Genomic DNA, 22883 nt, shown 5'->3' with positions numbered 1-22883 from the left:
TCCGCTGCGGATGGTTCTGGTCTCCGCCGTTGCCCTGATCGACACCTCCGGCCGCGTGCTTCTGGCACAACGGCCGGAGGGCAAGTCCCTGGCGGGATTGTGGGAATTTCCGGGCGGCAAGGTCGAGCCGGGCGAAACGCCCGAAGCCGCGCTGATCCGCGAACTGCACGAGGAACTGGGCATCACCACGCGGCAAGGCGACCTCGTGCCGCTGACCTTCGCCTCTTTCGGCTATGAAAGCTTCCATCTTCTGATGCCGCTTTTCGCCTGCCGCGCATGGGAAGGCACGCCCGCCCCGCGCGAGGGACAACGGCTCGAATGGGCCGATCCCGAGGCGCTGACCACCTATCCGATGCCACCTGCGGATGTGCCGCTGCTTCCGCCGCTGCGGGCCTGGATCAGCGCCGCAGCGCAATAATCGTTTACGCTGCGGCGCAGAACAGAACAATTGTTGCCGAAATGTGTCTTTTTTATTTGCGTTTTGTAAACGTTCTGCTTATATGGTCGCATAAGATTTTGGAGGATATCTTATGCTTCGCACCATCACTGTTGGGACCTGCGTTTCGGTTCAAGGCACCTTTGAAGCGCAACTGGACAATGGCCGTATCATCGTTCGCGTCGATGACCGGCTTTACGTCGGCCGCCCGGTTTCGAAATAACGCCCCTCGCAGCAGTCATGGTATAGGTTGCATAAGGTATTCGTTAAGGTGACGTGTGGCTGCGAGACACAGTATGGCTGTGACCGGATATTCTTCAAAAAGCCCCCGGAATGTTCCGGGGGCTTTTTTGATTTCGACCCCATTCTCCACGCCTTCCGGCCTCCACGCGCCCGTTCATCGTGTTACTGACACGCTCCGGCTTCGCCCTTTCCGGAAATGCGTCTCGAAATCGGCAAGCAGCCTGTTGCCCGTCGTTTTTCCATGAATATCCGGGGGATGAGACGGATCAGACGGCCTTCCGGTGGAAGGACGTCGAATAGGCTGCCCCTATCCGCCCAAAGCACACGACCCGGGACGAGCCGGCTCCGAAGACCTGCACCCGTGCCACCGGGATCTCACCCGCAATTGTAGCGCGTATGCACAAGGATCTGCGAATGCGCCGGCGGGGCGCTGACCCCGTCCCGCGCCGACCGGACCCACTGCGTCGCCGAGGCAAGCTCCGCCGCGAAATCGTGGGAGATCACGTAATCCATATGCCCGGATTCCAGCAGCGCGCGCGAATGATGCGACAGTTCATGCCCGATGAAGATCGTCTCATGCTGCTTGCCCACGTCTTCCAGCGCCTTCGCCACGCCGCGATTGGCCCCGGCCACATTGTAGATCGCCGCCGGCACGCCATTCGTCTCGAAATACTTCAGCAGCTGATCGCGGGTGGCCTCGGGATCGTCGTTGGAGATGACGCGCTCCTCGATCTTCAGATGGGGGAAATCGGCGCGCAGCACCCGGCGGCATCCCATCTCGCGTTCCTGCTGGCTGCGGAACGGCGCGCTGACGACGATGAGGATGTTGTTCCTTTCGCGCGGCAGACCATTTCCGATCAGCACGGCGGCGACGCTGCCGGCGGCATATTGATCGTTGCCGACATAGGTGCCCCGGCGTGAACTGGGTAGGTCCGAGGTCAGGCAGGCCACGGGAATGCCCGCGCCACACAGCTTGCGGATCGCCCGGTTGATGGCTGGATGTTCGCGCGCCACGACGATCACCCCATCCGCCACGGCGCCGTCCTGTTCCATCTGCCGCGCCAGAACCATCGGATCGACCAGACTGGTGGTGACGAAGGTGCCGTGGATCCGGACGCCCGGCAGGCTGCGGTTCACCTCGGTCTGCGCCTGTTCCAGCATGGCGTTGAACGTTTCCCCCGATTCACAGAACAGCCGGATGTCGAGGATCGCATCCGACCGCACCGTATCCTGCGACAGCTTTTCCAGCGCCGCCAGAACCTGTGTCCGGGTCTTTTCCCGCACGCCGCCGCGGTTGTTCAGCACCCGGTCGGCCGTCGCCGTGCCCACGCCGGCCAGACGGGCGATCTCTTTCAGCGAGGGCCCCTTCCAGCCCGGCCTGTGCGTCATGTGAAATTTCTTTGGCATGAAAGTGATGATTTCCAGATCGCGACAGGGCGGTTTTCCTATAAACCCGCACGAAAGTGAACGCATATTGCAGATTCAAATGAAATGCAAAAAATGATGCGAAGTCACTCAAGGAATGATGATCGTCCTTCTTCTCCTGCGGGCCTCCTGCCCCGATACTAAGAGAATCCTTGGAGGAGGAGGAAAACGATGAAGCTCATAAGCAAGATTCTTGCTGCGACGGCGCTTGCGGCCACGGTTCTTCCGGTGACGGCGCAGGCGCAGGACGGCAAAAAGCTCCGTTTCGTGATGGTGTCGCATATCGGGTCGAACGACCCGAACATGAACTGGCTGACCCTGGCGCTCAAGGAATTCCAGGAGAAATATCCAGACGTCACAACGGATTACATTTCCACCAACAACTATTCGGTGCAGGAACATGTGCGCCTGCTGGAACAGGCCATTTCCACCCGGCCGGATGGCATCGCGGTGCCGATCGTCAGCTCCGACGCCTTTGAAGGCCCGCTGCGGCGCGCCATCGAATCGGGGATCCCGGTCGTCGCCTTCAACATCCCGGACGGCCGGCCGGATGGCGAGCGCATCCCCTATGTCACCTATGTCGGCGGCGACGAATATCTGACGGGCGAGAAGCTCGGGGAATATGCGGTCGCCGAGGCCGAGGCCGGCCATGTGCCCAAGCCGACCCGCGTGGTCTGCGCCAGCCATGACGCCGCGCATGAAGGGCTGAAGCAACGCTGCGCCGGGATGCGCGACGCGATGGCCAAGGTCGGTGCCCAGTTCGACGAACTGTTCATCGGGGCCGAGCCCGCGACCGCGCGCAACACGCTGCAATCCTATCTCAGCTCGCATCCCGACACGAACTACATCTTCACCGTGGCGGGCTGGTCGGCCCCCTGGGCGTGGGGCGTGGCGAACGACATGGGGCTCGACCCGGATGTGGACGACAAGGGCGTCACCGTCCTGACCGTCGACGAAGGCCCCGTGTCGATCGAGGGCGTGCGTCAGGGCCATGTGCTCGCCACCAACAGTCAGGGCTTCTGGCTGCAGGGCTACGCGCCGATGGAATGGCTCTACTGGAACATCAAGTTCGGCTACGCGCCGCAGCAGGATATCCTGACGGGTCCGATCATCATCGACAAGGACAACGCCGATCACTGGGCCGAGCTGGTCCGCGGCGTCTTCGGTGAGGAAGCCTATAACCAGCAGAACACCTGGTAGGCGTTTCGTGCCGGGGCGCGCGCGCGGCCCATATGCGCGTGCGCGCCCCGGCTTCCGGCGGCCCCGGCCGCATGATCCATGCTGCGCAGGATAAACCCATGAAGCAATTCGTTCGAAGCCAGAGCTTCGGCGCTGTCATCGGCGTCACCGTCATGCTGATCGCATTCACCGTGATCGACTTCTCCGGCTGGTGGAACCGTTCGACGCTGGCGAATGTGGTGCAGTTCAGCGCCATCCTCGGCCTTGTGGCGATGGGGCAGGCGCTGGTCATCATGACGAAGGAAATCGACCTGTCCGTCGGTTCGGTCTACGGGCTGACCGGCGTCGCCTTCATCACGCTGGAGCCAAAACTGGGCGTGCCGGGCTCGACCCTCGCCGCGCTGGCGATCGCCGCCGCCATCGGCGCGTTTCAGGGGCTGGTCGTGGTGCGCGGCAAGCTGCCCTCGATGATCGTCACGCTGGCCGGGCTCTTTGCCGCGCGGGGCGTGATCTATGTCTGGACCGGCGGCACCGTGCAGAACTTTTCCGAGGCCGCGCGCAACAACTGGCTGACCGGCCTTCTGGGCGGGCAGATCTTCGGGATCGAGGCCGCCATCTTCTGGATGGTCGGGCTTTGCCTCGTGCTGAACGTCCTGCTGTGGGGAACGCGCTACGGCAACCGCCTTCTGGCGACGGGCGGCAGTCTGGATTCGGCGGAATCGCGCGGCGTGCGGACGGATCACGTCAAGATCCTCGCCTTCATGCTGTGTTCGCTGCTGGCGGGTTTCGCCGGCATCCTGACGCTTGCCGACCGGCCGCAGACCCATGTGACGCTCGGCGACCTGATGGAGCTCGAGGCGATCGCCTCGGCGGTCATCGGGGGCTGCCTGCTCACCGGCGGGCGCGGATCGCTTGTGGGCGCGGTGCTTGGCGCCTTCATCATCGTCAGTTTCCGCTACGAGCTGATCGCGCTCGGCGCGCCCTCGTCGTGGTTCACCACCTTCGTCGGCATCGTCCTGATCGTGGCGGTGATCTTCAACCAGTATCTCGCCCGCCGTGCCGGGCACAGCGTCTGACGCGAAAGGACAAGACCATGGCCAGCACCACCACACCGCTCATCCAGGTCAAGAACCTGCATCTCTACTTCGGCGCCTTCCACGCGCTCAAGGACGTCTCGGTCGATTTCCGCGCGGGCGAGCTGATCGGCCTCGTCGGCGACAACGGCGCGGGCAAGACCACGCTGATCCGGGTGCTTTGCGGCATCCACACGCCCAGCTCCGGCGAAGTCTGGTTCGACGGCAGGAAGGTCGAGAAGTTCCACCCCAAGCTCGCCATCGACGAGGGGATCGAGACGATCCAGCAATCGGTGGGCCTGTGCGACAACCTGTCCATCGCCCGCAACTTCTATCTGGGGCGCGAGCCGGTGAAGCGCATCCTCGGCATCCCGATCCTCGATTTCGCGCTGATGCGCGAGAAATCGACCAAGGTGATCCGCGAATTCGGCCTGCGCGACAACGTTTCCGCCGATGACGAGGTGGAACGCCTGTCGGGCGGCGAACGCCAGTCGGTCAAGATCGGCCGCGCGGTGGAGTTCAAGAACCGCGTCGTCATCATGGACGAACCGACCAACCACCTGTCGGTGCGCGAACGCGAACATGTCAACGAACTCGCCGTCTCGCTGAAGGAACAGGGGCTGCTGGTGATCTACATCACCCATGACATCTTTCAGGTCCATAAGCTCGCCGACCGGATCGTCATCATGGAAAACGGCGAAAAGATCGAGGATGCCTCGACCCATACGATGAGCGCCGAGGCCCTTGAGGAAGTCATCCGTCAGGGCGGCCGCAAGGTCACGAAAAAGGAGCCGGTCTGATGGCGCTGACAGGATTCAAGCGCCTTGTGGGGCGACATACGGAAATCGGCATCCTGCTGATCGCGGCGCTGCTGATCGCCTATTTCTCGGCCAGTTCGGATGGCCGTTGGGCGAATGCCTACAACATCGGCACGATCCTTCAGGTGACGGCGACGCTTGGCCTGATGACGCTGGGGGTGGCGCTGGTGATCGGCACGGGCGAGATCGACATTTCCGTCGGCTCGACCTTCGGCATGGGCGCGCTGGTCTATCTGTGGCTGGCGCTGCGGGTGGACCCGACGCTCGCCGTTCTGGCGGCGCTGGCGGTGGGGGCGCTGATCGGGGCGTTCAATGGTCTGGTGATCACCCGCACCGGGACGCCCTCGCTGATCGTCACGCTTGGCACGCTGATGATCTTTCGCGGGCTGGCGATCGCGCTGACGGACGGGTTTTCCTTCTCGATCCCCTATGCGTCGCGGGGCAAGTTCACCTACTGGCTGTTCGGCGGCGGCGACATCATGGGGATCAACACCGCGATCATCTGGCTGGTGCTGGCGCTGGTGATCCTGATGCTCGTGCTGGGCGCCACCCGTTTCGGCAACCGGCTGCTGGCGGTGGGCGGATCGGCGGCCAGCGCCCATTCCCGCGGGGTCCGGGTCGACCGGGTGAAGCTTGCGGCCTTCATCATCTGCGGCATGCTGGCGAGCTTCGGCGGCGCGCTGGAGGCGGGCAAGCTCGGCTTTGCCGACGGCTCGATGGGGCGGCTGATGGAGTTGCAGGCGATCGCCTCCTGCGTGCTGGGCGGCTGTCTTCTGGCCGGGGGGCAGGTGTCGCTGGTGGGCGCGCTGACCGGGGTGTTCGTGCTGTCCTCGATCCAGTCCTATCTGGTGGTGATGGGGGTGCGCCCGCAATGGTTCATGCTGCTTCTGGGCGTGATCGTGGTCGGGGCCGCGCTTGGCGACAGGGTGCTGCGCCAATGGGCGATCAGGCGCTAGGGGCGGGACATGTCAGTCAGAGTCGCCATCATCGGCGCGGGCGTGATGGGCGCGGATCACGCCCGGATCGTCGCCGAGGACCTGCCCGGCGCCGAGCTGCGCCTAGTCTGCGATCCCTCCGCGCCCCGCGCCCGCGCGGTGGCCGAGACCCATGGCGCGCCGCATGCGACCACCGATCCCGCGGCGGCCATCGCGCGCGACGACATCGACGCGGTGATCGTCGCAAGCCCAGATTTCACCCATGCGCCGCTGGTCCTTGCCTGCATCGCGGCGGGCAAGCCGGTGCTGTGCGAAAAGCCGCTGTCGCAATCGCCCATCGAATGCGTTCAGGTGATGCAGGCCGAAAGCGAGGCTGGGCGGTCCTTCGTCCAGCTGGGCTTCATGCGCCGCTACGACCGTTCCTATGGCGAGATGCGGGCCGCGCTCCGGGCGGGCACGCTCGGCCGGGCGCTGATGATGCACAACATCCACCGCAACGTGGAAATCCCCGTCGCGGATTTCACCGGCGCGATGGCGATCACCAATTCCGCCCCGCATGAATTCGACGTGATCCGCTTCGTGCTGGACACCGACTTCACCGCGATCTCGGCATGGCAGGCGCGCCGGTCGGATGCGCTCGTCGCGCCGGTGCTGATGGTGCTGGAAACCGCCGACGGCCAGCTGGTGAACATCGAGGTCAACAACAACGCCGCCTATGGCTATGACGTGCGCGGCGAACTGGTGGGGGAGAGGGGCGCCATATCGCTGATTGCGCCCAGCTACAGCCGCCTCGACGCCGACCTGCGCCAGAGCGTCACCCACGACCCCGACTGGCGCCCCCGCTACGGCGAGGCCTATCGCCGTCAGGACCGCGCCTTCCTCGATTTCGTCCGAACCGGCCGTTTCCCCGCCCACGGATCGGATTGCTGGGACGGCTATGCCGCCGCCGTGGTGGCCGAGGCCGGTGCCCGCGCCCTGCGGCAAGGCACCCGCGTCACCGTCGACATGATCGAAAAACCCGCCTTCTACGCCCAGCGCAAGGAATTCGCAGAATGAAACTCGGCTTCGTCTCCGACAGTCTCGGCAATCTGCCGTTCGAAGAGGTGCTCGACCGCGCCACGGAACTTGGCGTCTCGGGGGTCGAGGTGAACACCGGGGGCTGGTCCTCGGCGCCGCATTTCGACCTTGCTGCGATGAAATCCGATGCGGCGGCGCGCAAACGCTTTGCCGCGGCCTTCGCCGACCGCGGGCTGGACATCATCAGCCTCAACGCCAACGGCAACCCGCTGCATCCCGCGCAGCCGGAACAGGGCGAATGCCTGAAGGACACGATCCGCATCGCGGGCGAACTGGGCATCCGCACCGTCTGCGCCATGTCGGGCCTGCCCGCCGGGCGTGAGGGCGACCTGATGCCCAACTGGGTCGTCGCAAGCTGGCCCCCCGAAACGCAGGACATCCTGCGCTATCAGTGGGAAGAAAAGCTGCTGCCCTTCTGGACCGGAATCGCCGATCTGGCGCGCGAAAGCGGGGTGGAACGGATCGCGCTTGAACTGCACGGCAGCCAATGCGTCTACAACGTGCCGACGCTGCTGAAACTGCGTGGCCTGATCGGCCCGCTGATCGGCGCCAACCTCGACCCGAGCCACCTGTTCTGGATGGGGGCGGATCCGCTGATCGCCGCCGGCGCGCTTGGCGAGGCGATCCACCACGTCCATGCCAAGGACACCTTCCTCAACGCCCCGGTGCAGGCCACCACCGGCCTTCTGGAAAACGGCGGGCTGATGGACATTCCGGCGCGGAGCTGGTCGTTCATCACGCTCGGCTTCGGCCACGGCGAGGAATGGTGGCGCAACTTCTGCTACCGGCTGCGGATGGCGGGCTATGACGGCTGGCTGTCGGTCGAGCATGAGGACGTGCTGCTCAATTCCTTCGAGGGGCTGCGCAAGTCGGTCGACCTGCTGCGCGGGGTGATGCCGGTGGATGCCTCCGACTACCGCCCGCAGGAGTTCTGACTCCGGCGCCTTTCCCATGGACCGCCGCCGCCCGCGGCATTACCCTGCGGCGGGAACCATGCGGGGGTAGCGGACGGATGTCGGATCTCTGGAGTCTGTCTGACCCCTGGTGGCATTTCGTCATCCGGGGCATCGTCATGTATGCGCTGGTGACGGTGCTCATGCGGGCCTCGGGCAAGCGGGCGATGGGCCAGTTCACCCCGTTCGACATGATCCTGCTGATCCTGATCGGCAACGCCGTGCAGAACGGCATCAACGGCGGTGACAATTCGCTGACCGGCGCCGTCATCATGGCCGTCACGCTGTTCGTGCAGAACTGGCTGGTGGCCTGGGGCTCGTCCCGCTGGCGCAAGTTCCGCTGGGTCTTTGAGGGCAAGCCGACGCTGCTGGCCGAACACGGCAAGATCGACTACCGGATGCTGCGCCGCCAGCTGGTCAGCGAGGACGACTTTCTCGACGCGATGCGCGCCGCCGGCTGCGACAAGGTCAGCCGGGTGAAATACGCCCGGCTGGAGCCGAACGGCCATATCACCATCGAGACGACCGACGAGAAATCCTGACCTCGGCTCAGCCCCGGCGCGCGGCCTCGATCGCGGCGATGTCGATCTTCTTCATCGTCATCATCGCCTCGAAGGCCCGCTTCGCCGCGTCCCCGCCAAGGGCAAGGGCCTCGATCAGGACGCGCGGCGTGATCTGCCACGAAATCCCCCACCGGTCCCGGCACCAGCCGCATTCGCTTTCCGCGCCGCCATTGGCGGTGATGGCGTTCCAGTAGCGATCGGTTTCCGCCTGATCCTCGGTCATGATCTGGAACGAGAACGCCTCGCTATGCGTGAAGACCGGCCCGCCGTTCAGGCCGATGCAGGGGATCCCCAGAACCGAGAAATCGACCGTCAGCACATCCCCCGCCTTGCCCGAGGGATAGTCCGCCGGCGCGCGAAACACCGCGGTGACGGCGCTGTCGGGAAAGGTTTCGGCATAGAAGCGGGCGGCGGCCTCGGCCTCCCTGTCATACCACAGGCAGATCCTGTTTCTGGACATGGCGTGTTCCTTCTGGCCGGAAACGGCCGGTCACTTTTCCGGACCGACGATGGCGAACCAAGCGCCCTGCGGGTCCTGCGCCACGGCGATCCATGCGGGGCCGGGGACCTCCAGCGGGCCTTGATGCACCTTGCCGCCCGCCGCGCCGATGGTCTCGATGGCGCCGGAAACCGGCCCCGCGACGCCGAAATAGGGCAGCCACACCGGCACCGGCGCATCGCCCAGCCCCATCATCGCGCCGATATCGACCCCTTTGTGGCGGAACAGCTGGTAGGTGCCCAGATCGCCCATGTCCATCGCCTCGCCCTCGGTCCAGCCGAAGAGTTCCGCATAGAACGCGAACCCGGCCTGCGGGTCCGAAGACATGAGTTCGTTCCAATGCGCGTGCCCCGGCCACTTCTGGTTGAAGGCGCCCTCGCCCGTTTCGGCGCGGGCGCGATCGGCCTCGCTCATCTGGCTCATGTCGGGTTGCAGCAGGCCGAAGGCCGCGCCCTGCGGATCGGTGACAACGGCATAGCGGCCGGTTCCGGGGATGTCCGCCGGTTCCTTGTAGATCCGGCCGCCCGCCGCGTGGATCGCGGCGGCCGTCTTGTCGCAATCGTCGACGGCGAAATAGATCAGCCAGTTCGACGGCGGATTCCCCGGCAGTTCGGCATTCGACATCATCCCGGCCACCATGTCCTCCCCCGCGCTGGCGAGACGGTAGTCGAAGCCCTCCATCCCGCTGTCCGCGATCTGCCAGCCGAAGATCCTGCCGTAGAATTCCGCGGCGGCCTCCAGATCGACGGTGCCGAGTTCATACCAGCACGGATTGCCCTGATAGCTCATCCTCTTCTCCTCCCATTCGGTTGCGGTTCAGGCGGATCTGTCCGGCGCGACGGTCACCGCGCCCCGTCCGAGACGAAGATCGGCTCGAACCCGCCCCACATCATGCGCATGCCGTCAAAGGGCGTTTCGGGGAAATCCTGCCCCTCCATCCCGGCCTCCATCGCCTTTGCGGCGGCGTCGGCGGTGGCTTTGTCGGGCCATGCCGCCCAGCTGAATATCGGCACCTCGTCCGGCTCGGCCTTGCTGGCGCGGTAGAAATCCGTCTGCTTGCCATGCGGCACGTCGATGCCCCAGGCCTCGACGATGCCAAGGCAGCCGTGGGGCCGGAACGCGCTTTCCCACGCCTCGCCCGCCATCCGGACATAGGGTTCCTTGTTCTTGCCCGGCACGGCCAGCGCGAAGCCCTGAAAATAGCCCGCGCCCCGGTCGGTCCCTTCCGCAAGGACCGGCTCGAACCCGCCATAGATCATCCGGCTGCCGTCGAAGGGCATTTCCGGAATGTCCTTCCACAGCGGATCGCTTTCCATGCCCTGCCGGGCGGTGTCGGCGGTGGCCTTGTCCGGCCATTCGATCCACGAATAGACGACCGTTTCATCGTCCCGCGCCAGCACCGCGCCATACAGGTCGTTGACCTTGCCGCGCGGAACATCGACACCCCAGCTTTCGACCATGCGGATCGCGCCGTGGTTGCGGAACAGCGGCCATGCGGCGCGCACATGGTCGATGTATTTCTGCTTGTTTGCGGTCGGGACGGCGCCGATGAAGCCAGTGTAATAGGTCATGTCTCCCCCCTGTTCAGACGAACGTATCCTCCGGTGCCATCCTGACGCTTGTAGTAGCAAAAAGCAACTGATAGTAAGAAAACATGAATACTCAGGGCGAAATCACGCGCATCCGCTATGACGAGGGCTGCCTCGCGGCGCATGCGCTCAATCTGATCGGCGATCGTTGGGCGCTGCTGGTCGTGCGGGAACTGATGTTCGCGCCGAAGCGGTTCCAGATGCTGCGCGCCGGCATGCCGGGCATTTCCGCCAGTGTCCTGAACGGCCGGCTGGCGCAGTTGCAGGAGGCGGGCGTGATCGCGCATGACGCCCGACTGGGCGTCTATGCCCTGACCGATGCCGGGCGCGGCCTGTTGCCGGTGCTCGAGGCCCTGTGCCGTTGGGCGCTGACGGTGCCGGGGCACGACCCGTCCCGCTTCATCAGCCCTTCGGCGCTGATGATCTCGATGGGGGTGAACCTGATGCCTGACCGGGCGCGGGGGCGCACCGCGCTGGCGGGCTTCGACTTCGGCAGGGAAGCGTTCGAGATGCGGCTGGCCGGGGGCCGCCTGTCGACGACAGCGGTGGCGCGCCCCGATGCGCCCTTCGTCCTGATCGGCGACGGCAATACGCTGGCCGTGGCGATCTACGGAACGATCCCCCTGCAATCGCTGATCGCCAGCGGGCTTGTCCGGGCGGAAGGCGACCTGTCCGCCGCGCAGGATTTCATCGACCTGTTCCGGCTGGAGCCCCAGCCCTCCAACGACCCGATCCCGCCCTCGGATGGCTCGCCCCGGCCATGATCCTCGTAATGGGGCGTGGCTTCGGACGCGAGGGTGACCCCGACCGGGCGCGGTTGCAAGGCGCGGCGAACCCCGGGCGGCCGCCCGACCGGCCCGGCATTTCCGGTGGACGAACACGCCCGCTTTGCCGATAGATGGGCCGGACCTGCCGGAGCGAACATCCATGTCCCGCATCGACCTCATGCGCGCCTTCGTCACCTTGGGCGAAATCGGCAATTACCGCGCGGCGGCCGAAAGCCTTGGCGTCACGCAGCCCACCCTGACCAAGCAGATCGTGCGTCTGGAAGATATCCTCGGCCACCAGCTGTTCTTCCGTTCCCGTCAGGGGACCGAGCTGACCGAATTCGGCCGCGCCTATCTGCGCGAGGTGCAGCCCCTGATCCACGAGGCGGACCGGATCTGGGATCCGGGCCTGCGGATGGCCTCGGGGGATGCCGGCAAGCTGGCGATCGGGTTCACCTTCTCGGCGCTGGAGGTGATGACGCATGCGCTTCTGGCCTTTCGCCACACCTATCCGGAGGTGGAGCTGAGCTTCGACGACATTTCCTCGCAGACCCAGCTGTCGATGCTGCGCGAAAAGCGGCTGGACATCGCCTTCGCGCGCTGGTCCGGGGCGGGCGATCTGGCCTCGCGGCTGGTGGCGCGCGATCATCTGGCGCTGGTCTATCCCGCCGAACTGGCCGGGGTGATCACCTCCGCCGACAGCCCGGCGCTGCGGGAACAGCCGTTCATCCGCCTGAAACAGGCCATCGCCCCGGGGTTCGAGGGCGTCGTGCAGCGGTTTCTGGACTGGAAGGGGATTTCGCCGCACAGCACGCATCGGGTGAACGAAAGCCTCGTGCAACTGCGCATGGTCGAGGCGGGCTTTGGCGTGGCGCTGATGCATGCATCCTCGGTCACGCGGATCATCGACCACAGCCGGATCGTCGTGCAGGACATCGCATCCGGGCCGAAGGGGCCGGCGCTGGACTGGCAGACGGGTCTTTACTGGCGGCGCGACGACCGCAATCCCGTGGTGCGGGCGTTCCTGAAGATCGTGCGCGAGGCGATCCCGGCCCCTGTCGAGCAATAGCCCCGGCAGGCGCCGGGGATCCGCAAGGACGTTCTCTTTGCCGGTCCGGAATTGGAAGAAATTTTCACATCGCCTTATTCCAAAAGTTATCACGATCCGAAAGCTTTTCTGTAGCGGCAGGCGGAACCTGTGCGCATAGTCGGGCGAAGTCCAGTGATTGATGCCCCTCTCGCACCGCCGTGTCTCAGCGGCCGAAGGCATCACCGCAGCGCCGGGGAAAGCCATGACCACGCAGATACATCTTGCCGCCTTCATGAATGCCGGGCCGATGGGGACCACCGGCTGGCGCCACAGGGATGCCGATCCGGGCTTTCTCGGCGCGGCCTATTACCGGCGCGTCGCCCGCGTGCTGGAGGCGGCGCGCTTCGATCTGGCCTTCATTCCCGACGCGCTGTCGATGCCGCGTTCGCTTGGCGGGTCGTTCCGCCCGGCGATCGAATGGGGCTCCGGGACGCCGCGGCTGGATCCGATGACGGTTCTGGGGGTGATGGCGGGGGTGACCGAACATCTGGGCCTCGCGGCCACGCTGTCGACCGGCTATCACGAACCCTACAATCTGGCGCGGACACTGGGCACCTTCGACCATCTGACCGAGGGGCGGAGCGGCTGGAATATCGTCACCTCGTTTCAGGATGCCGAGGCGCAGAATTTCGGCGAAGCCAGACTGCCGCCGCGCGATGAACGCTATGCCCGCGCCGAGGAGGTGCTGGAAGCCACCACCCGGCTGTGGGACAGCTGGGATGACGACGCGCTGTTTCAGGACAAGGAAAGCGGCCGTTTCGGCGACCCCGACAAGGTCCGGTCGGTCGATTACCGGGGCAAATACGTCTCGACGCAGGGGCCGCTGTCGGTGCCGCGCCCGCCGCAGGGCTATCCGGTGCTGATTCAGGCCGGCGCCTCGCCCCGCGGCCGGGATTTCGCCGCGCGTTGGGCCGATGTGATCTTTTCGTCGAATGAATCGCTGTCGTCCGCCGTGGCGTTCCGGCAGGACATCCGCCGCCGCGCCGCGGGTTTCGGGCGGGATCCCGACCAGATCAGGATCCTGTGCGCCGCGACGGTCGTGGTCGCGGAAACCGACGCCGAGGCGATGGCCAAGCATGAGGCATTTGCCGAACTGGTGCATCCGCTGGCGGGCCTGTCGCGGCTGGCCTATCACGTCAACGTCGATCTGACGAAATACGATCTGGATGGCCCGCTGCCCTCATTGCAAGAGGTCGGGGTGCAGGGGCATTACGAAGAGGTCGTGGAATTCGCCCGCCGCACCAACAAGACGGTGCGCGAGATCGGCCGCTGGTATGGTGCGCGCACCGAAGGCAACATGATCGGATCGGCCGGGACCATCGCCGATGAAATGGAACGCTGGATGGCCGAGGGCGCGGCGGACGGCTTCATGGTGCAGGCGACGCATCTGCCCGCCGCCTTCGAGGAATTCGCGGCCCTCGTCGTGCCCGAGCTGCAACGCCGCGGCCTCTATCGGACGGAATACGAAGGCCGCACCACGCGCGAAAATCTGGGCCTCGCGCGCCCCCTGCGCGACGAATGGATGAACCGCGTGCAAAGGCACGGGGCATGAGCGCGTCTTCCCCTCTGGTCGAGGTCGACTGGCTGGCCGGGCGGCTTGACCGGGTGATCGTGCTGGATGCCTCGGTCACCCGGGTGGACCGGGGCGCGGGGGTGACGGATTTCGCCCCCGGACCCGAGGTCTTTGCCGCGGGCCATATTCCCGGCGCGCGGTTCGCCGATCTGATGCGCGCCTTCTCGGACCCCGAGGCGCGTTTTCCCTTTACCGCGCCGTCGGTCGCGCAACTGCAGGCGGCGGCGCGGGCCGTGGGGATCGGGGATGACAGCACCGTCGTCGCCTATGATTCCATGGGCGGGGCCTATGCCGCGCGGCTGTGGTATCTGCTGCGCGGTCACGGGCTGGCGCGGGTGCATGTGCTGAACGGCGGGCTTCAGGCGTGGCGGGCGGCGGGCCATGCGGTGGAAACCGGCCCAGCGCCCCACGTCCCGCCCGGCGATTTCACCCCCCGCGCGCCGGGCGACCTGTTCGTCGGGGCGGGTGAGGTGCTGACCCGCGTGCGGGCCGGGGCCGATCCGGCCCGGCCGCTGATCTGCGGGCTGCGGCCCGAGCAGTATCGCGGTGACGGCAGCAGCGATCCGCGCCGGGGCCATATCCCGACCAGCGTGAACCTGCCCTACCCGTCGCTTCTGGGCGCCGATGGCCGGCTGGAGCCTGACCGGCTGCGGGCGGCGCTCGACCGTCTGGGGCTCAGGCCGCCGTTCGCGCCGGTGCTGTATTGCGGCGGCGGGATCAATGCCGCGGGCCTCGCGCTGGCGCTCGACCTGATCGGGGTCAGCGATGTGCGGATCTATGACGATTCCATGTCCGGCTGGCGGGCCGATCCCGCATTGCCGGTGGAAACGGGGGCGGACGATGCCTGACATTCCCCGCCAGCTTGGGCTTGCCGCGCTGACCGAAGGCTATCGCACGGGCCGCTTTTCGCCGTTCGATGTCGCGCAAGCGGCGCTGGACCGGGCCGAGGGACCGCTGGCGCAGCTGAACGGCCTTTCAAGCCTCGACCGCGAGATGACGCTGCGCGCCGCCCGCGACAGCACCGCCCGCTGGCGCGAAGACCGCACGCTGGGTCCGCTCGACGGGGTGCCGATCAGCTTCAAGGACAGCTTTCACATCAAGGGCCTGCCGCGCTGGCACGGGACGGCCTGCCATGCAGGCCTGCGATCCGGGGTCGATGCCCTGCCGGTTCAGCGCGCCCGGGCCGCCGGGATGATCCCGGTCTGCAAGACCGCGATGCCGGATTTCGCCATGCTGATGTCGGGCCTCAGTTCACATCACGGCATCATCCGCAACGCCTGGAACCCCGAGGACAGCCCCGGCGGATCATCCTCGGGGGCGGGGCCTTCGGTGGTGCTGGGGGTGGCGGGTGTGGCGCTTGGCACCGATATGGTCGGGTCGGTGCGTTTGCCCGCGGCCCTGTCGGGTCTGGCCTCGATCAAGCCCACGCAGGGACGGATCGCCTATGACCCGCCGGGCAGCTATCGCTCGGCCGGGCCGATGGCCGCTTCGGTCGATGAGGTCGAGCTGACGCTGGCCGCCCTTGGCCGCTTTGCGGAAGGCGATCATTTTTCGGCCGAGGGGGCCTATCGCCCCGCGGCCGGGTTCGATCCGGCCGGGCGGCGCGTCGCGCTCTGGCGTTGCGCGGGCTGGGGCGATGCCCCGGATGCCGCGACCCGCGCCGCCGTGGACCGGGCCGCCGCGCTTCTGGCCGATATGGGCGCCGCGATCACCGAGATCGCGGACCTGCACGCCGAAGCGGAGGATTACGAGGCGATCCACTGGAACATGCTGCATATCGGCGCGCCGGATTACTTCGGCCTGCCGCCCGAGGCGCGCGGCCGCATCCATCCCGTCGTCGGGGCGATGTATGAAGCGCTTCTGGGGCAGAGCGCGATCTTCGCGGCCGAGGTGCGCCATCGCCTGCTGGTCGCCGCCGCGCGGATCGCGGCGCAGCTGGCGCGGTTCGACTATGTGCTGTCGCCCGCCCTGCCGGTGCGCCGCTTCGCGGCTGAACTGCCCTGCCCCGATCCCGCCTCGGGCATGGCCAGCCATCAGGCCTTCGCCTGCTGGTTCAACCAGACCGGCTGGCCCGCGGCGACGGTTCCGGTCCTTGATCCGGGGGACGGCGGCGTGCCGGTTTCCGTCCAGATCGCTGGCAAGCGGTTCGACGATGCCGGCGTCCTCGGCCTCGCCCGCCGCCTGGAACAGGCGCGCGGCTTTGCCATCCGCTGGCCCGCCGGTCCGCGCATGTAACACCCTCGCCCCGACGCAGGCGCCATCGGCCGGGGCGATCATCCAGACTGGCGCAGATCCAACGGAGACGAGTTCATGAAACAGATGTCCTGGGATGATGCCGAAATCCGCGCCGAACTGGCCCGGCTGAAGGCGCTGAAGCCCTTTTGCTACGGGTTGACCAATTATGTGGCGGCGAACCTGTCCGCCAACGTGCTGCTTGCGGTGGGCGCAGGCCCGGCGATCGGGACGGCGATGGACTGGCCCGGCGTCTTTGGCCGTCATGCCCATGCCGTCTGGATCAACGCCGCAAGCCTGATGAGCTGCGGCCCCGATCAGATCCGCCTTGCCGCCCGCTCCGCCCATGAAGGCGGGGTGCCGTGGGTGCTCGACCCGGTGGCCGTGGGCGCGGGTGCGGCGGAATATGATGCCGTGGTCAAGGGTTTGCTGGAATTCAGGCCGGCCGCGATCCGGGGCAATGCCTCGGAACTGGTGGCGCTTGCGGGCGGCGTCGGCGGCGGTCAGGGGGTCGAGACGACGCTGACCTCGGACACCGCGCTGCCGTTCCTGCAACAGGTCGCGGCCGAGCTGGGCACGATCGCGGCGGTTTCGGGGCCGGTCGATTACATCACCGACGGCATGACGACGGTTTCGGTGGGCGGCGGCGATGCGCGGCTGACACAGGTGACGGGGGCGGGATGCGCGCTCGGGGCGCTGATCTCGGGCCTGCTTGCGGGGGCGGAGGACAGGCTGACCGCCGTGGTCGCGGCCCATGCGATCTACGCGCGGGCGGCGGAGCGGGCCTCGGCGGCGAAGGGCACCGGCAGCTTTGCCGTGGCCTTCCTCGACCAGCTTTCGCTGATCGACCCCGCCGAATAGCGAGGTGGCAAAATGCGCCGTGTCGCGATGGGCGGGCGACACGGGCGCAGCAGGAACGCCGGGGCGGCTATTTCTTCCGCTTGCCTTCGTTTTCTCCGGCCTCGTTGATCGCCATCACGGCCAGAGCCGTCAGCTTGGCATCCGCAGCCTTTTCCTCATCGAGGATCGAGGTCAGCAGGCCATGCGCCTCGTCGTGGTGCAGGACCTTCGCCCATTCGCGCAAGGTGCCGTAGCGGGCGATCTCGTAATGCTCGACCGCCTGCGCCGCGCCGATCAGCGCCACGTCGAGCGCATGACCCTCCGCCTCTTCGATCAGCCCGTCCGCTTCCTTCAGCAGACCGGCCATCGCGTCGCATTTCTCGCCGCTGGCCTCCTGCCCGACGGATTTGAACACCGCCTCCAGCGTTTTGATATGGCCTTTGGTTTCCTTCAGATGGTCATCCACCAAGAGCTTCAGCTCGGCATTGTTGACCGATCTGGAGATTTTCGGCAGCGCCTTGGCCAGCGCCGTCTCTGCCCAGTAGATATCCTGCAAGGTATGTTCGAATGCCTCTGCGAGGGTTTTCATCACCGGTCCTCCCCATCCCTGTAAGGCCGCCCCGAAGCCGGGGCGGCGCGCTGTTCCGTTCCGGCACGATCAGTGCCGATATCAGTGCCGATGTTCGGGCATCGCCTTCAGGTCGTCCTTGGTCCAGCGGGTGACGGCATGCACCCTCGCTTCATCGTCGCGCATGAAGGACAGATCGCGCGCCGGAATCGCGACAGGCTTTGCCCCGATGCCAAGGAAGCCGCCCACGTCGACGACGACCTGCGCCGAGGCGCCGGCGCCGTGAACCTCGGACACATGGCCGATCTTTTCGTCATTCGGCCCGTAGATCGTGGCGCCGTCCAGAACGTCGTCGGTCAGTTCCACCTCGTTCAAGGGGGTATGCAGGGTATGGTCCATGATCGTTACTCCTCCTGTTATGCTACATGGAGGGACAACGCCCGCGCGGGCAGAACGTTCCGGCCTGTTTCCGGCCTGAGCGGTCCGGCGCGCATTTCAGAACGGGGCCTGGGTGGAGAGGGCGCAGGGGGCGCTGCCCCCGCCCGTTCCGGGCTCCCCCGGGATATTTATGGAAGAATGATGGGAAGAAGGGTTCGCCGGGGTGGTCTTGGGCTGCGCTCGGGAGCCTTGCATTTCGCGCCCGGTTTCTGCCCGGTGACCCGGTTTTGGCTTTCCGGCGTATTTTCGTATAGGATCCGGCCAGCGATCATCGCTTGCCGCCGAAGGAGGAACCAATGCTGTATCTCGACACCCCGACATCGCGTGATCTTGCGTCCCTGAATGAGCTGCGTGCGGAGGTCTGCGTGTCGATCTACCTGCCGACCACGCCGATCACCCAGGACATCCAGACGGCGCGGATCACTTTTTCCAACCTTGCGAAAGAGGCGATCCGCCAGCTTGAGGACGCGGGAACGGACAAGCGGCGGCTGGCGGCGTTGCAGGAAAATCTGGACGACCTGGCCGATGACGATGAATTCTGGCGGTTTCAGGCGCACAGCCTTGCCGTCTTTGCCACGCCGGATTCGCTGCGCACCTACCGGCTGGCCAACAATCTGGGCGAGATCGTGGAGGTGTCGGACCGCTTCCACCTCAAGCCGCTGATCCGCGCCATCACCTTCCCGCATGCGGCCTATGTGCTGGCGATTTCGGAAAATGCGGTGCGGCTGGTGGAGGTATCGGCCGATCTGCCGGCGGCGACGGTGCGGGTGCCAGACCTGCCGAAGGACGCGGCCAGCGCCGTGGGCAAGTCCACCATCAACGACCGTTCGCCCAGCGGCCGCCTGCAGGGCAGCGAGGGGCAGAAGACCCGGCTGGCGCAATATGTGCGCAAGGTCGATGCGGCGCTGCGGCCGATCCTTGCCGGCAGCGACATTCCGGTGATCCTTGCCGCAACGCAGCCGGTCGAGGCCATCTTCCGCTCCGTCAGCGCGATCGGCGTGCTGCCGCAGGCCATATCGGGCAGCCACGACCGGACGACGGATGCCGATCTGGCCGCCGCCGCGCGACCGATCCTCGATGCGCATTACGCAAAGCAGATCGAGGATTTCCGCACCCTGTTCAGCACCCGCGAAGGTCAGGGCCGCGCCACGACCGATATCGCGGTCGCCGCGCGGGCGGCGACGTTCGGCAATATCGACCAGCTTCTGGTGGATATCGACAATGTGGTGAACGGCACGGTGGACGAGGAAACCGGCGCCGTGACCTTCGACGCGGAGGGCGACGCCCACAACTACGGCGTCGTGGACGAGATCGCCGGCCGCGCGCTGCGGTCGGGCGGGAGGGTGCTTGGCGTGCGCAAGGACGACGTTCCCGGCGGGCAATCGCTGGCCGCGATCCTGCGCAGCCCGCTCTGACGGACGGATCGTCCGGTCATTGCCGGCGGGTGATGACCAGAACGTCGCAGGCGGCCCCGGCCAGCACGCGGCGCGCGACGCTGCCCAGAAGGGTTTGCGCGACAGCGCCGCGCCCGTGCGCCCCAAGGGCCAGCAGGTCGATGCGCCCGCGTTTCGAGAACCGCACCAGCGCGGCCCCCGGTTCGCCGTCGAGGAAGCGGACCGGAAGCGCCCCGGCCCCGGGGGTGTCGCGCCGGAAGACCGCAAGCTCTTGCTGCGCCCGGTCGGTGCGGTCCGCGCGGTATCGCTCCATCTCGCCCTGCGAGGTTCCGGCGCGCAGCAACGCCTGCCGGAAGGTCAGCGGAATGTCGATGGCATGGACCAGTTGCACCGCGGCATCGGGCGCCAGCCTGCGCGCCTCGCTGACGGCGCGGGCCGAATGGAGGATCGAGACTGGCAAACAAGCGACCGAAGCCGGAAGAGATTGTGTCGAGGTTACGGCAGGTTGAGGTTCTGATGGGGCAAGGCCTGTCCCGTCTTGATGCGATCAGGCGGATCGGTGTTGTCGAACGGATTTATTACCGCTGGCGCGAGCAATATGGGGGGATGGGCGTGGATCAGTTGAAGGAACTGAAGCGTCTTCAGCAGGAGAACGAGCGGCTCAGGCGATCTGACGCTGGACAAGCTCATTCTGGATGAGGCGGCTCGGGAAACTTCTGAGCCCCGCTCGCCGCCGGGCCTGTATGGATCATGTCCGTGGTGAGTTGGGCGTTTCCGAGCGTCGGGTTTGCCAGGTCGACACAGCGCAAGCTGCCGAGAGGTCGAGCGGACGAGGACCGCTTGGTCGCCGACATGATCGGGTTGGCCCGACAATATGGCCGCCATGGCTATCGCCGGAACGCCGCCCTGTTGCGGGATGCCGGATGGCAGGTGAACGACAGCCTGTGGCGGCGGGAGGGGCTGAAATTGCCGATCAAGCAACCGAAGAAGGGCCGACTGTGGTTGCATGACGGATCCTGCGTCCGGTTGCGGCCTGAACACGTCTGGTCTTATGACGTCGTTCATTGGGCGTTGCTGCAGGAATCCCCGTGCAGCGGGCTTCACATGGGGAACCATTGGTTTAATGATCTGAGGTGACGGGACCTGCCCCTGCCCGCTACCGCACGACGAACTGGAAGAGTTACAATGAGGCGCTGAAGCGACGCGGTTCCCTGCTGCTCTGGCTGGACAGGGACATGGTGCGGCTCGCGCCCAAGGCCGGTCGCAATGGTCGGCCGCCGGTGTTCAGCGGTGAGGAGGATCGGAAAACAGTCCATTGGACTGTTTTCCGGCGAGCGCGATCCCGTTTTGTCTGACGATGAAGGTCCTGTGTAAGCGGTGCAAAGACCTCCGAAACACCCCGATGTCTGGATTATTTCAGGGGCGCGCCTGGCCATGATTACATCATCGGCGCCACATCTCGGACCCGATTCGACGGTAAGGACCATGTCCATCCTGTAGCCTCAGGCGGAGAAGCCGCCATGATCATCTAACCCTTCTAAGGTGAGCGCCAGATCGCGCTCGGGCTTGCCAGTGAAACCGTCCCTCGAAATAGTGGTCTGCATGTTCGGTAGGTCGGCTGCCGTTCATGCTCAGGAAGGTTCAGGATGACGGACCAGGGCAATGGCCCCAAGAAAATCAAGCGGCGTCGGGGAAACACCCTCGAGAACTGGGAGGTCGCGCTGGTTAAGGCGATGATCACCCGTGGTGGGGTATTCACAAATGATCAGGACATTCTGGCCTATTTCACGCGGCCGACACGAACCGTCAATCACCGGCTCATTGGGGAAATACGCACGGAAGCCAAGCATAAAGCTATAAAGTCGGCGACTGAAGACGACCTGGACGCCTTTCTGTCGACATGGCCGGACATCGATCATGCGACCGGCTTGAGCATTCGCGGCGATGAACTGCTCATCAAGGCGCGAGAAGCGATGATCGCCGGGGTCCAGACCTTCAACTCCGCCGGGCTGACCTTCCGAGCCGAACTGTTCATCGTTACAGCGATCATCGCCTGGACATATCTGCTACACGCCTGGTTCCGACGGGAAGGGATCGATTACCGGTATCCAGGACAAGCCACCAAGGAAGGTGCTGAAAAATTCTGGGAACTCGGTCACTGCCTCAAGCAGCCGAAATGCCCGGTGAAAGGCGGGGCCGCCAGGAACCTCGGGTTTCTGATCGAGATCCGCCATGAGATCGAACACCGCTCGACCAACCGGATTGACGATGCGCTCGGCGCCAAGTTGCAGTCCTGCGCACTGAATTTCAACGATCTGCTGAAGAAGGAGTTCGGGGTCCAGTATGGGTTGGAGAAGCGCCTGCCACTTGCGTTGCAGTTCGTTTCTTTCGGCGTGGAACAGCGGGCTGCCCTGAAGAAGGCATCTGGCCTTCCGAAGCATATAGAGGCGGCGATTGATGCGTTCGAGCATGGTCTGACCGAAGAGGAGATGAAGGATCCGGCCTACCGCATCTCCTACGGCTTCGTGCCGATGGTGGCGAAGAGGCCCGGCGCAGCCGACACCGCAGTTCATATCGTCGCCAGCGGCAGCGATGAAGCGGGAGAGATCAGCAAGATCATCCTCAAGGAGGTGAACAAGGATCGGTATCCACCCAACAAAGTGGTGGAGAAGATGCAGGCGGCAGGTTTCCCGAAAACTCCGCCTGCATGACCATACGCAGCTATGGAAGCAGCTTGGCGCGAAAAACCCGGGCAAGGGTTTCGGGTGCGTCGGTGACTATGGGAATTGGGTTTGGTTCGATCGTTGGATCGATCAGGTGCGCCAGCATTGCGAAGCTGAAGGTGAGAAATTCCGTTAATCGTCAGACCATTCATGTCAGTCGGTAGTCCCTCTGACCTGGTTCCAACGCCTTCGGGCCGGAACTCCTACGGGATTCCGGCTTCTGGCATTTTTTACAAGGGTAGCCCCGGCCCTAAACCGTTCACCTGCTCAGTCATGAATCGCTTCAATACGTTCGGCACCGCCGAGATCGAGCGCATGGCAGGAACCCAACGGGGAAAGGCTGTCCTCTTAACCTTCTTTCCGTGCTATTTTCGGGAAGGAGGAAGCCGCCATGGATGTATCATCGAAGACCATGAAGTTGCCACGTGACGCGGCCAGCAAGGTTGCGCAACAGCGGATGAGCGTTCT

At 65.4% G+C, this 22883-nt stretch carries 24 protein-coding genes and 2 pseudogenes; 19 read left to right on the top strand and 7 right to left on the bottom strand.

The genetic code is table 11. From position 1 onward, the window contains the following. Window positions 1–4 precede the first annotated feature (4 nt). Both D2T30_RS18265 and D2T30_RS23945 read left to right on the top strand, forming a co-directional pair. The gene (locus tag D2T30_RS18265; RefSeq protein ID WP_128210095.1) at window positions 5–418 is read left to right on the top strand and encodes a (deoxy)nucleoside triphosphate pyrophosphohydrolase; all 414 of its coding nucleotides are present in this window, start codon (window positions 5–7) and stop codon (window positions 416–418) included. A gap of 112 nt (window positions 419–530) precedes the next feature. Further along, on the top strand, window positions 531–659 hold the full coding sequence (locus tag D2T30_RS23945; RefSeq protein WP_277749211.1) for a hypothetical protein: 129 nt from the start codon (window positions 531–533) through the stop codon (window positions 657–659). A gap of 395 nt (window positions 660–1054) precedes the next feature. On the opposite strand, the gene D2T30_RS18260 is transcribed toward D2T30_RS23945, so the two are convergent. Beyond that, window positions 1055–2068: a LacI family DNA-binding transcriptional regulator gene (locus tag D2T30_RS18260; RefSeq protein WP_206613001.1), complete on the bottom strand. Its 1014-nt coding sequence runs from the start codon at window positions 2066–2068 to the stop codon at window positions 1055–1057. Between the two features lie 207 nt (window positions 2069–2275). Here D2T30_RS18260 and D2T30_RS18255 point away from each other — a divergent pair, with 207 nt between their 5' ends. The 7 genes from D2T30_RS18255 to D2T30_RS18225 all read left to right on the top strand — a co-directional run bounded on the left by D2T30_RS18255 (window position 2276) and on the right by D2T30_RS18225 (window position 8681). After that, window positions 2276–3304 carry a sugar ABC transporter substrate-binding protein gene (locus D2T30_RS18255; RefSeq protein ID WP_128210069.1) on the top strand — a complete coding sequence of 343 codons (1029 nt, stop codon included), beginning with the start codon at window positions 2276–2278 and terminating at the stop codon, window positions 3302–3304. Window positions 3305–3402: 98 nt separating this feature from the next. After that, window positions 3403–4359, top strand: a complete 957-nt coding sequence (locus tag D2T30_RS18250) for an ABC transporter permease (RefSeq protein WP_128186853.1) — start codon at window positions 3403–3405, stop codon at window positions 4357–4359. Between the two features lie 17 nt (window positions 4360–4376). Further along, entirely contained in the window at window positions 4377–5156 is a 780-nt protein-coding gene (locus D2T30_RS18245; RefSeq protein WP_128186855.1) for an ATP-binding cassette domain-containing protein, read from the top strand. Further along, window positions 5156–6130, top strand: a complete 975-nt coding sequence (locus D2T30_RS18240; RefSeq protein WP_128210068.1) for an ABC transporter permease — start codon at window positions 5156–5158, stop codon at window positions 6128–6130. The genes D2T30_RS18245 and D2T30_RS18240 overlap by 1 nt, the downstream gene beginning before the upstream one ends. Window positions 6131–6139: 9 nt before the next feature. Then, window positions 6140–7165 (top strand): Gfo/Idh/MocA family oxidoreductase, encoded by a 1026-nt coding sequence (locus tag D2T30_RS18235; protein WP_128210067.1) that lies wholly within the window; start codon window positions 6140–6142, stop codon window positions 7163–7165. Continuing rightward, complete coding sequence (locus D2T30_RS18230; protein WP_128210066.1) at window positions 7162–8121, top strand: sugar phosphate isomerase/epimerase family protein; 960 nt, start codon at window positions 7162–7164, stop codon at window positions 8119–8121. The genes D2T30_RS18235 and D2T30_RS18230 overlap by 4 nt, the downstream gene beginning before the upstream one ends. 77 nt (window positions 8122–8198) lie before the next feature. Then, window positions 8199–8681, top strand: a complete 483-nt coding sequence (locus tag D2T30_RS18225; RefSeq protein ID WP_128186861.1) for a DUF421 domain-containing protein — start codon at window positions 8199–8201, stop codon at window positions 8679–8681. 7 nt (window positions 8682–8688) lie between these two features. On the opposite strand, the gene D2T30_RS18220 is transcribed toward D2T30_RS18225, so the two are convergent. From D2T30_RS18220 to D2T30_RS18210, 3 genes are read right to left on the bottom strand one after another with little or no spacing between them, the layout of a single operon-like run. Continuing rightward, window positions 8689–9162: a VOC family protein gene (locus D2T30_RS18220; protein ID WP_128210065.1), complete on the bottom strand. Its 474-nt coding sequence runs from the start codon at window positions 9160–9162 to the stop codon at window positions 8689–8691. Window positions 9163–9192: 30 nt separating this feature from the next. Then, window positions 9193–9990 (bottom strand): VOC family protein, encoded by a 798-nt coding sequence (locus D2T30_RS18215; RefSeq protein WP_128210064.1) that lies wholly within the window; start codon window positions 9988–9990, stop codon window positions 9193–9195. A 53-nt stretch (window positions 9991–10043) separates the two neighbouring features. Beyond that, window positions 10044–10772, bottom strand: coding sequence for a DUF1428 domain-containing protein (locus D2T30_RS18210; RefSeq protein WP_128210063.1), 729 nt, complete (start codon window positions 10770–10772; stop codon window positions 10044–10046). An 83-nt stretch (window positions 10773–10855) separates the two neighbouring features. Here D2T30_RS18210 and D2T30_RS18205 point away from each other — a divergent pair, with 83 nt between their 5' ends. The 6 genes from D2T30_RS18205 (at window position 10856) to thiM (ending at window position 17313) form a co-directional block, all read left to right on the top strand. Then, a complete protein-coding gene (locus tag D2T30_RS18205) occupies window positions 10856–11554 on the top strand; it encodes a winged helix-turn-helix transcriptional regulator (RefSeq protein ID WP_128210062.1) in 699 nt (232 codons plus the stop codon). A 163-nt stretch (window positions 11555–11717) separates the two neighbouring features. Then, entirely contained in the window at window positions 11718–12626 is a 909-nt protein-coding gene (locus D2T30_RS18200; RefSeq protein WP_128210061.1) for a LysR family transcriptional regulator, read from the top strand. Window positions 12627–12849: 223 nt separating this feature from the next. Continuing rightward, complete coding sequence (locus tag D2T30_RS18195) at window positions 12850–14199, top strand: LLM class flavin-dependent oxidoreductase (RefSeq protein ID WP_128210060.1); 1350 nt, start codon at window positions 12850–12852, stop codon at window positions 14197–14199. Then, complete coding sequence (locus D2T30_RS18190; protein WP_164884356.1) at window positions 14196–15068, top strand: sulfurtransferase; 873 nt, start codon at window positions 14196–14198, stop codon at window positions 15066–15068. Before D2T30_RS18195 ends, D2T30_RS18190 begins: the two co-directional genes overlap by 4 nt. Then, window positions 15061–16455, top strand: a complete 1395-nt coding sequence (locus D2T30_RS18185) for an amidase (protein WP_164884355.1) — start codon at window positions 15061–15063, stop codon at window positions 16453–16455. Before D2T30_RS18190 ends, D2T30_RS18185 begins: the two co-directional genes overlap by 8 nt. A 75-nt stretch (window positions 16456–16530) precedes the next feature. Next, the gene (gene thiM, locus D2T30_RS18180; RefSeq protein WP_128210057.1) at window positions 16531–17313 is read left to right on the top strand and encodes a hydroxyethylthiazole kinase; all 783 of its coding nucleotides are present in this window, start codon (window positions 16531–16533) and stop codon (window positions 17311–17313) included. A gap of 67 nt (window positions 17314–17380) precedes the next feature. On the opposite strand, the gene D2T30_RS18175 is transcribed toward thiM, so the two are convergent. Together D2T30_RS18175 and D2T30_RS18170 are read right to left on the bottom strand one after the other, a co-directional pair. Further along, entirely contained in the window at window positions 17381–17881 is a 501-nt protein-coding gene (locus tag D2T30_RS18175) for a YciE/YciF ferroxidase family protein (protein WP_128210056.1), read from the bottom strand. Between the two features lie 81 nt (window positions 17882–17962). Next, on the bottom strand, window positions 17963–18259 hold the full coding sequence (locus tag D2T30_RS18170; RefSeq protein ID WP_128186881.1) for a PRC-barrel domain-containing protein: 297 nt from the start codon (window positions 18257–18259) through the stop codon (window positions 17963–17965). A 335-nt stretch (window positions 18260–18594) separates the two neighbouring features. Between D2T30_RS18170 and D2T30_RS18165 the strand changes: the two genes are divergently transcribed. After that, on the top strand, window positions 18595–19713 hold the full coding sequence (locus tag D2T30_RS18165) for a baeRF11 domain-containing protein (RefSeq protein ID WP_128210055.1): 1119 nt from the start codon (window positions 18595–18597) through the stop codon (window positions 19711–19713). 16 nt (window positions 19714–19729) lie between these two features. On the opposite strand, the gene D2T30_RS18160 is transcribed toward D2T30_RS18165, so the two are convergent. Further along, on the bottom strand, window positions 19730–20152 hold the full coding sequence (locus D2T30_RS18160) for a universal stress protein (protein WP_128210054.1): 423 nt from the start codon (window positions 20150–20152) through the stop codon (window positions 19730–19732). Here D2T30_RS18160 and D2T30_RS18155 point away from each other — a divergent pair. The 3 genes and pseudogenes from D2T30_RS18155 to D2T30_RS18145 all read left to right on the top strand — a co-directional run. Next, window positions 20146–20754 (top strand): annotated as a pseudogene (locus tag D2T30_RS18155) (transposase); the annotation flags it as partial. The gene D2T30_RS18160 and the pseudogene D2T30_RS18155 overlap by 7 nt on opposite strands. 71 nt (window positions 20755–20825) lie before the next feature. After that, window positions 20826–20981: pseudogene (locus tag D2T30_RS18150) on the top strand (IS5/IS1182 family transposase); the annotation flags it as partial. Between the two features lie 357 nt (window positions 20982–21338). Continuing rightward, complete coding sequence (locus tag D2T30_RS18145; RefSeq protein WP_128210053.1) at window positions 21339–22403, top strand: DUF3644 domain-containing protein; 1065 nt, start codon at window positions 21339–21341, stop codon at window positions 22401–22403. Window positions 22404–22883: the final 480 nt, after the last annotated feature.

It is taken from the genome of Paenirhodobacter populi (assembly GCF_004022215.1).
In the GTDB taxonomy this organism is placed as follows: domain Bacteria; phylum Pseudomonadota; class Alphaproteobacteria; order Rhodobacterales; family Rhodobacteraceae; genus Rhodobacter; species Rhodobacter populi.
Note: the sequence above shows the minus strand (reverse complement) of the source record. Positions and strands in the feature narration are given on the sequence as shown.

Coding starts and splice junctions, on each gene's coding strand:
- D2T30_RS23945 (WP_277749211.1), top strand. CDS start 531: ATGCTTCGCACCATCACTGTTGGGACCTGCGTTTCGGTTCAAGGCACC.
- D2T30_RS18260 (WP_206613001.1), bottom strand. CDS start 2,068: ATGACGCACAGGCCGGGCTGGAAGGGGCCCTCGCTGAAAGAGATCGCC.
- D2T30_RS18255 (WP_128210069.1), top strand. CDS start 2,276: ATGAAGCTCATAAGCAAGATTCTTGCTGCGACGGCGCTTGCGGCCACG.
- D2T30_RS18250 (WP_128186853.1), top strand. CDS start 3,403: ATGAAGCAATTCGTTCGAAGCCAGAGCTTCGGCGCTGTCATCGGCGTC.
- D2T30_RS18245 (WP_128186855.1), top strand. CDS start 4,377: ATGGCCAGCACCACCACACCGCTCATCCAGGTCAAGAACCTGCATCTC.
- D2T30_RS18240 (WP_128210068.1), top strand. CDS start 5,156: ATGGCGCTGACAGGATTCAAGCGCCTTGTGGGGCGACATACGGAAATC.
- D2T30_RS18235 (WP_128210067.1), top strand. CDS start 6,140: ATGTCAGTCAGAGTCGCCATCATCGGCGCGGGCGTGATGGGCGCGGAT.
- D2T30_RS18230 (WP_128210066.1), top strand. CDS start 7,162: ATGAAACTCGGCTTCGTCTCCGACAGTCTCGGCAATCTGCCGTTCGAA.
- D2T30_RS18225 (WP_128186861.1), top strand. CDS start 8,199: ATGTCGGATCTCTGGAGTCTGTCTGACCCCTGGTGGCATTTCGTCATC.
- D2T30_RS18220 (WP_128210065.1), bottom strand. CDS start 9,162: ATGTCCAGAAACAGGATCTGCCTGTGGTATGACAGGGAGGCCGAGGCC.
- D2T30_RS18215 (WP_128210064.1), bottom strand. CDS start 9,990: ATGAGCTATCAGGGCAATCCGTGCTGGTATGAACTCGGCACCGTCGAT.
- D2T30_RS18210 (WP_128210063.1), bottom strand. CDS start 10,772: ATGACCTATTACACTGGCTTCATCGGCGCCGTCCCGACCGCAAACAAG.
- D2T30_RS18205 (WP_128210062.1), top strand. CDS start 10,856: ATGAATACTCAGGGCGAAATCACGCGCATCCGCTATGACGAGGGCTGC.
- D2T30_RS18200 (WP_128210061.1), top strand. CDS start 11,718: ATGTCCCGCATCGACCTCATGCGCGCCTTCGTCACCTTGGGCGAAATC.
- D2T30_RS18195 (WP_128210060.1), top strand. CDS start 12,850: ATGACCACGCAGATACATCTTGCCGCCTTCATGAATGCCGGGCCGATG.
- D2T30_RS18190 (WP_164884356.1), top strand. CDS start 14,196: ATGAGCGCGTCTTCCCCTCTGGTCGAGGTCGACTGGCTGGCCGGGCGG.
- D2T30_RS18185 (WP_164884355.1), top strand. CDS start 15,061: ATGCCTGACATTCCCCGCCAGCTTGGGCTTGCCGCGCTGACCGAAGGC.
- thiM (WP_128210057.1), top strand. CDS start 16,531: ATGAAACAGATGTCCTGGGATGATGCCGAAATCCGCGCCGAACTGGCC.
- D2T30_RS18175 (WP_128210056.1), bottom strand. CDS start 17,881: ATGAAAACCCTCGCAGAGGCATTCGAACATACCTTGCAGGATATCTAC.
- D2T30_RS18170 (WP_128186881.1), bottom strand. CDS start 18,259: ATGGACCATACCCTGCATACCCCCTTGAACGAGGTGGAACTGACCGAC.
- D2T30_RS18165 (WP_128210055.1), top strand. CDS start 18,595: ATGCTGTATCTCGACACCCCGACATCGCGTGATCTTGCGTCCCTGAAT.
- D2T30_RS18145 (WP_128210053.1), top strand. CDS start 21,339: ATGACGGACCAGGGCAATGGCCCCAAGAAAATCAAGCGGCGTCGGGGA.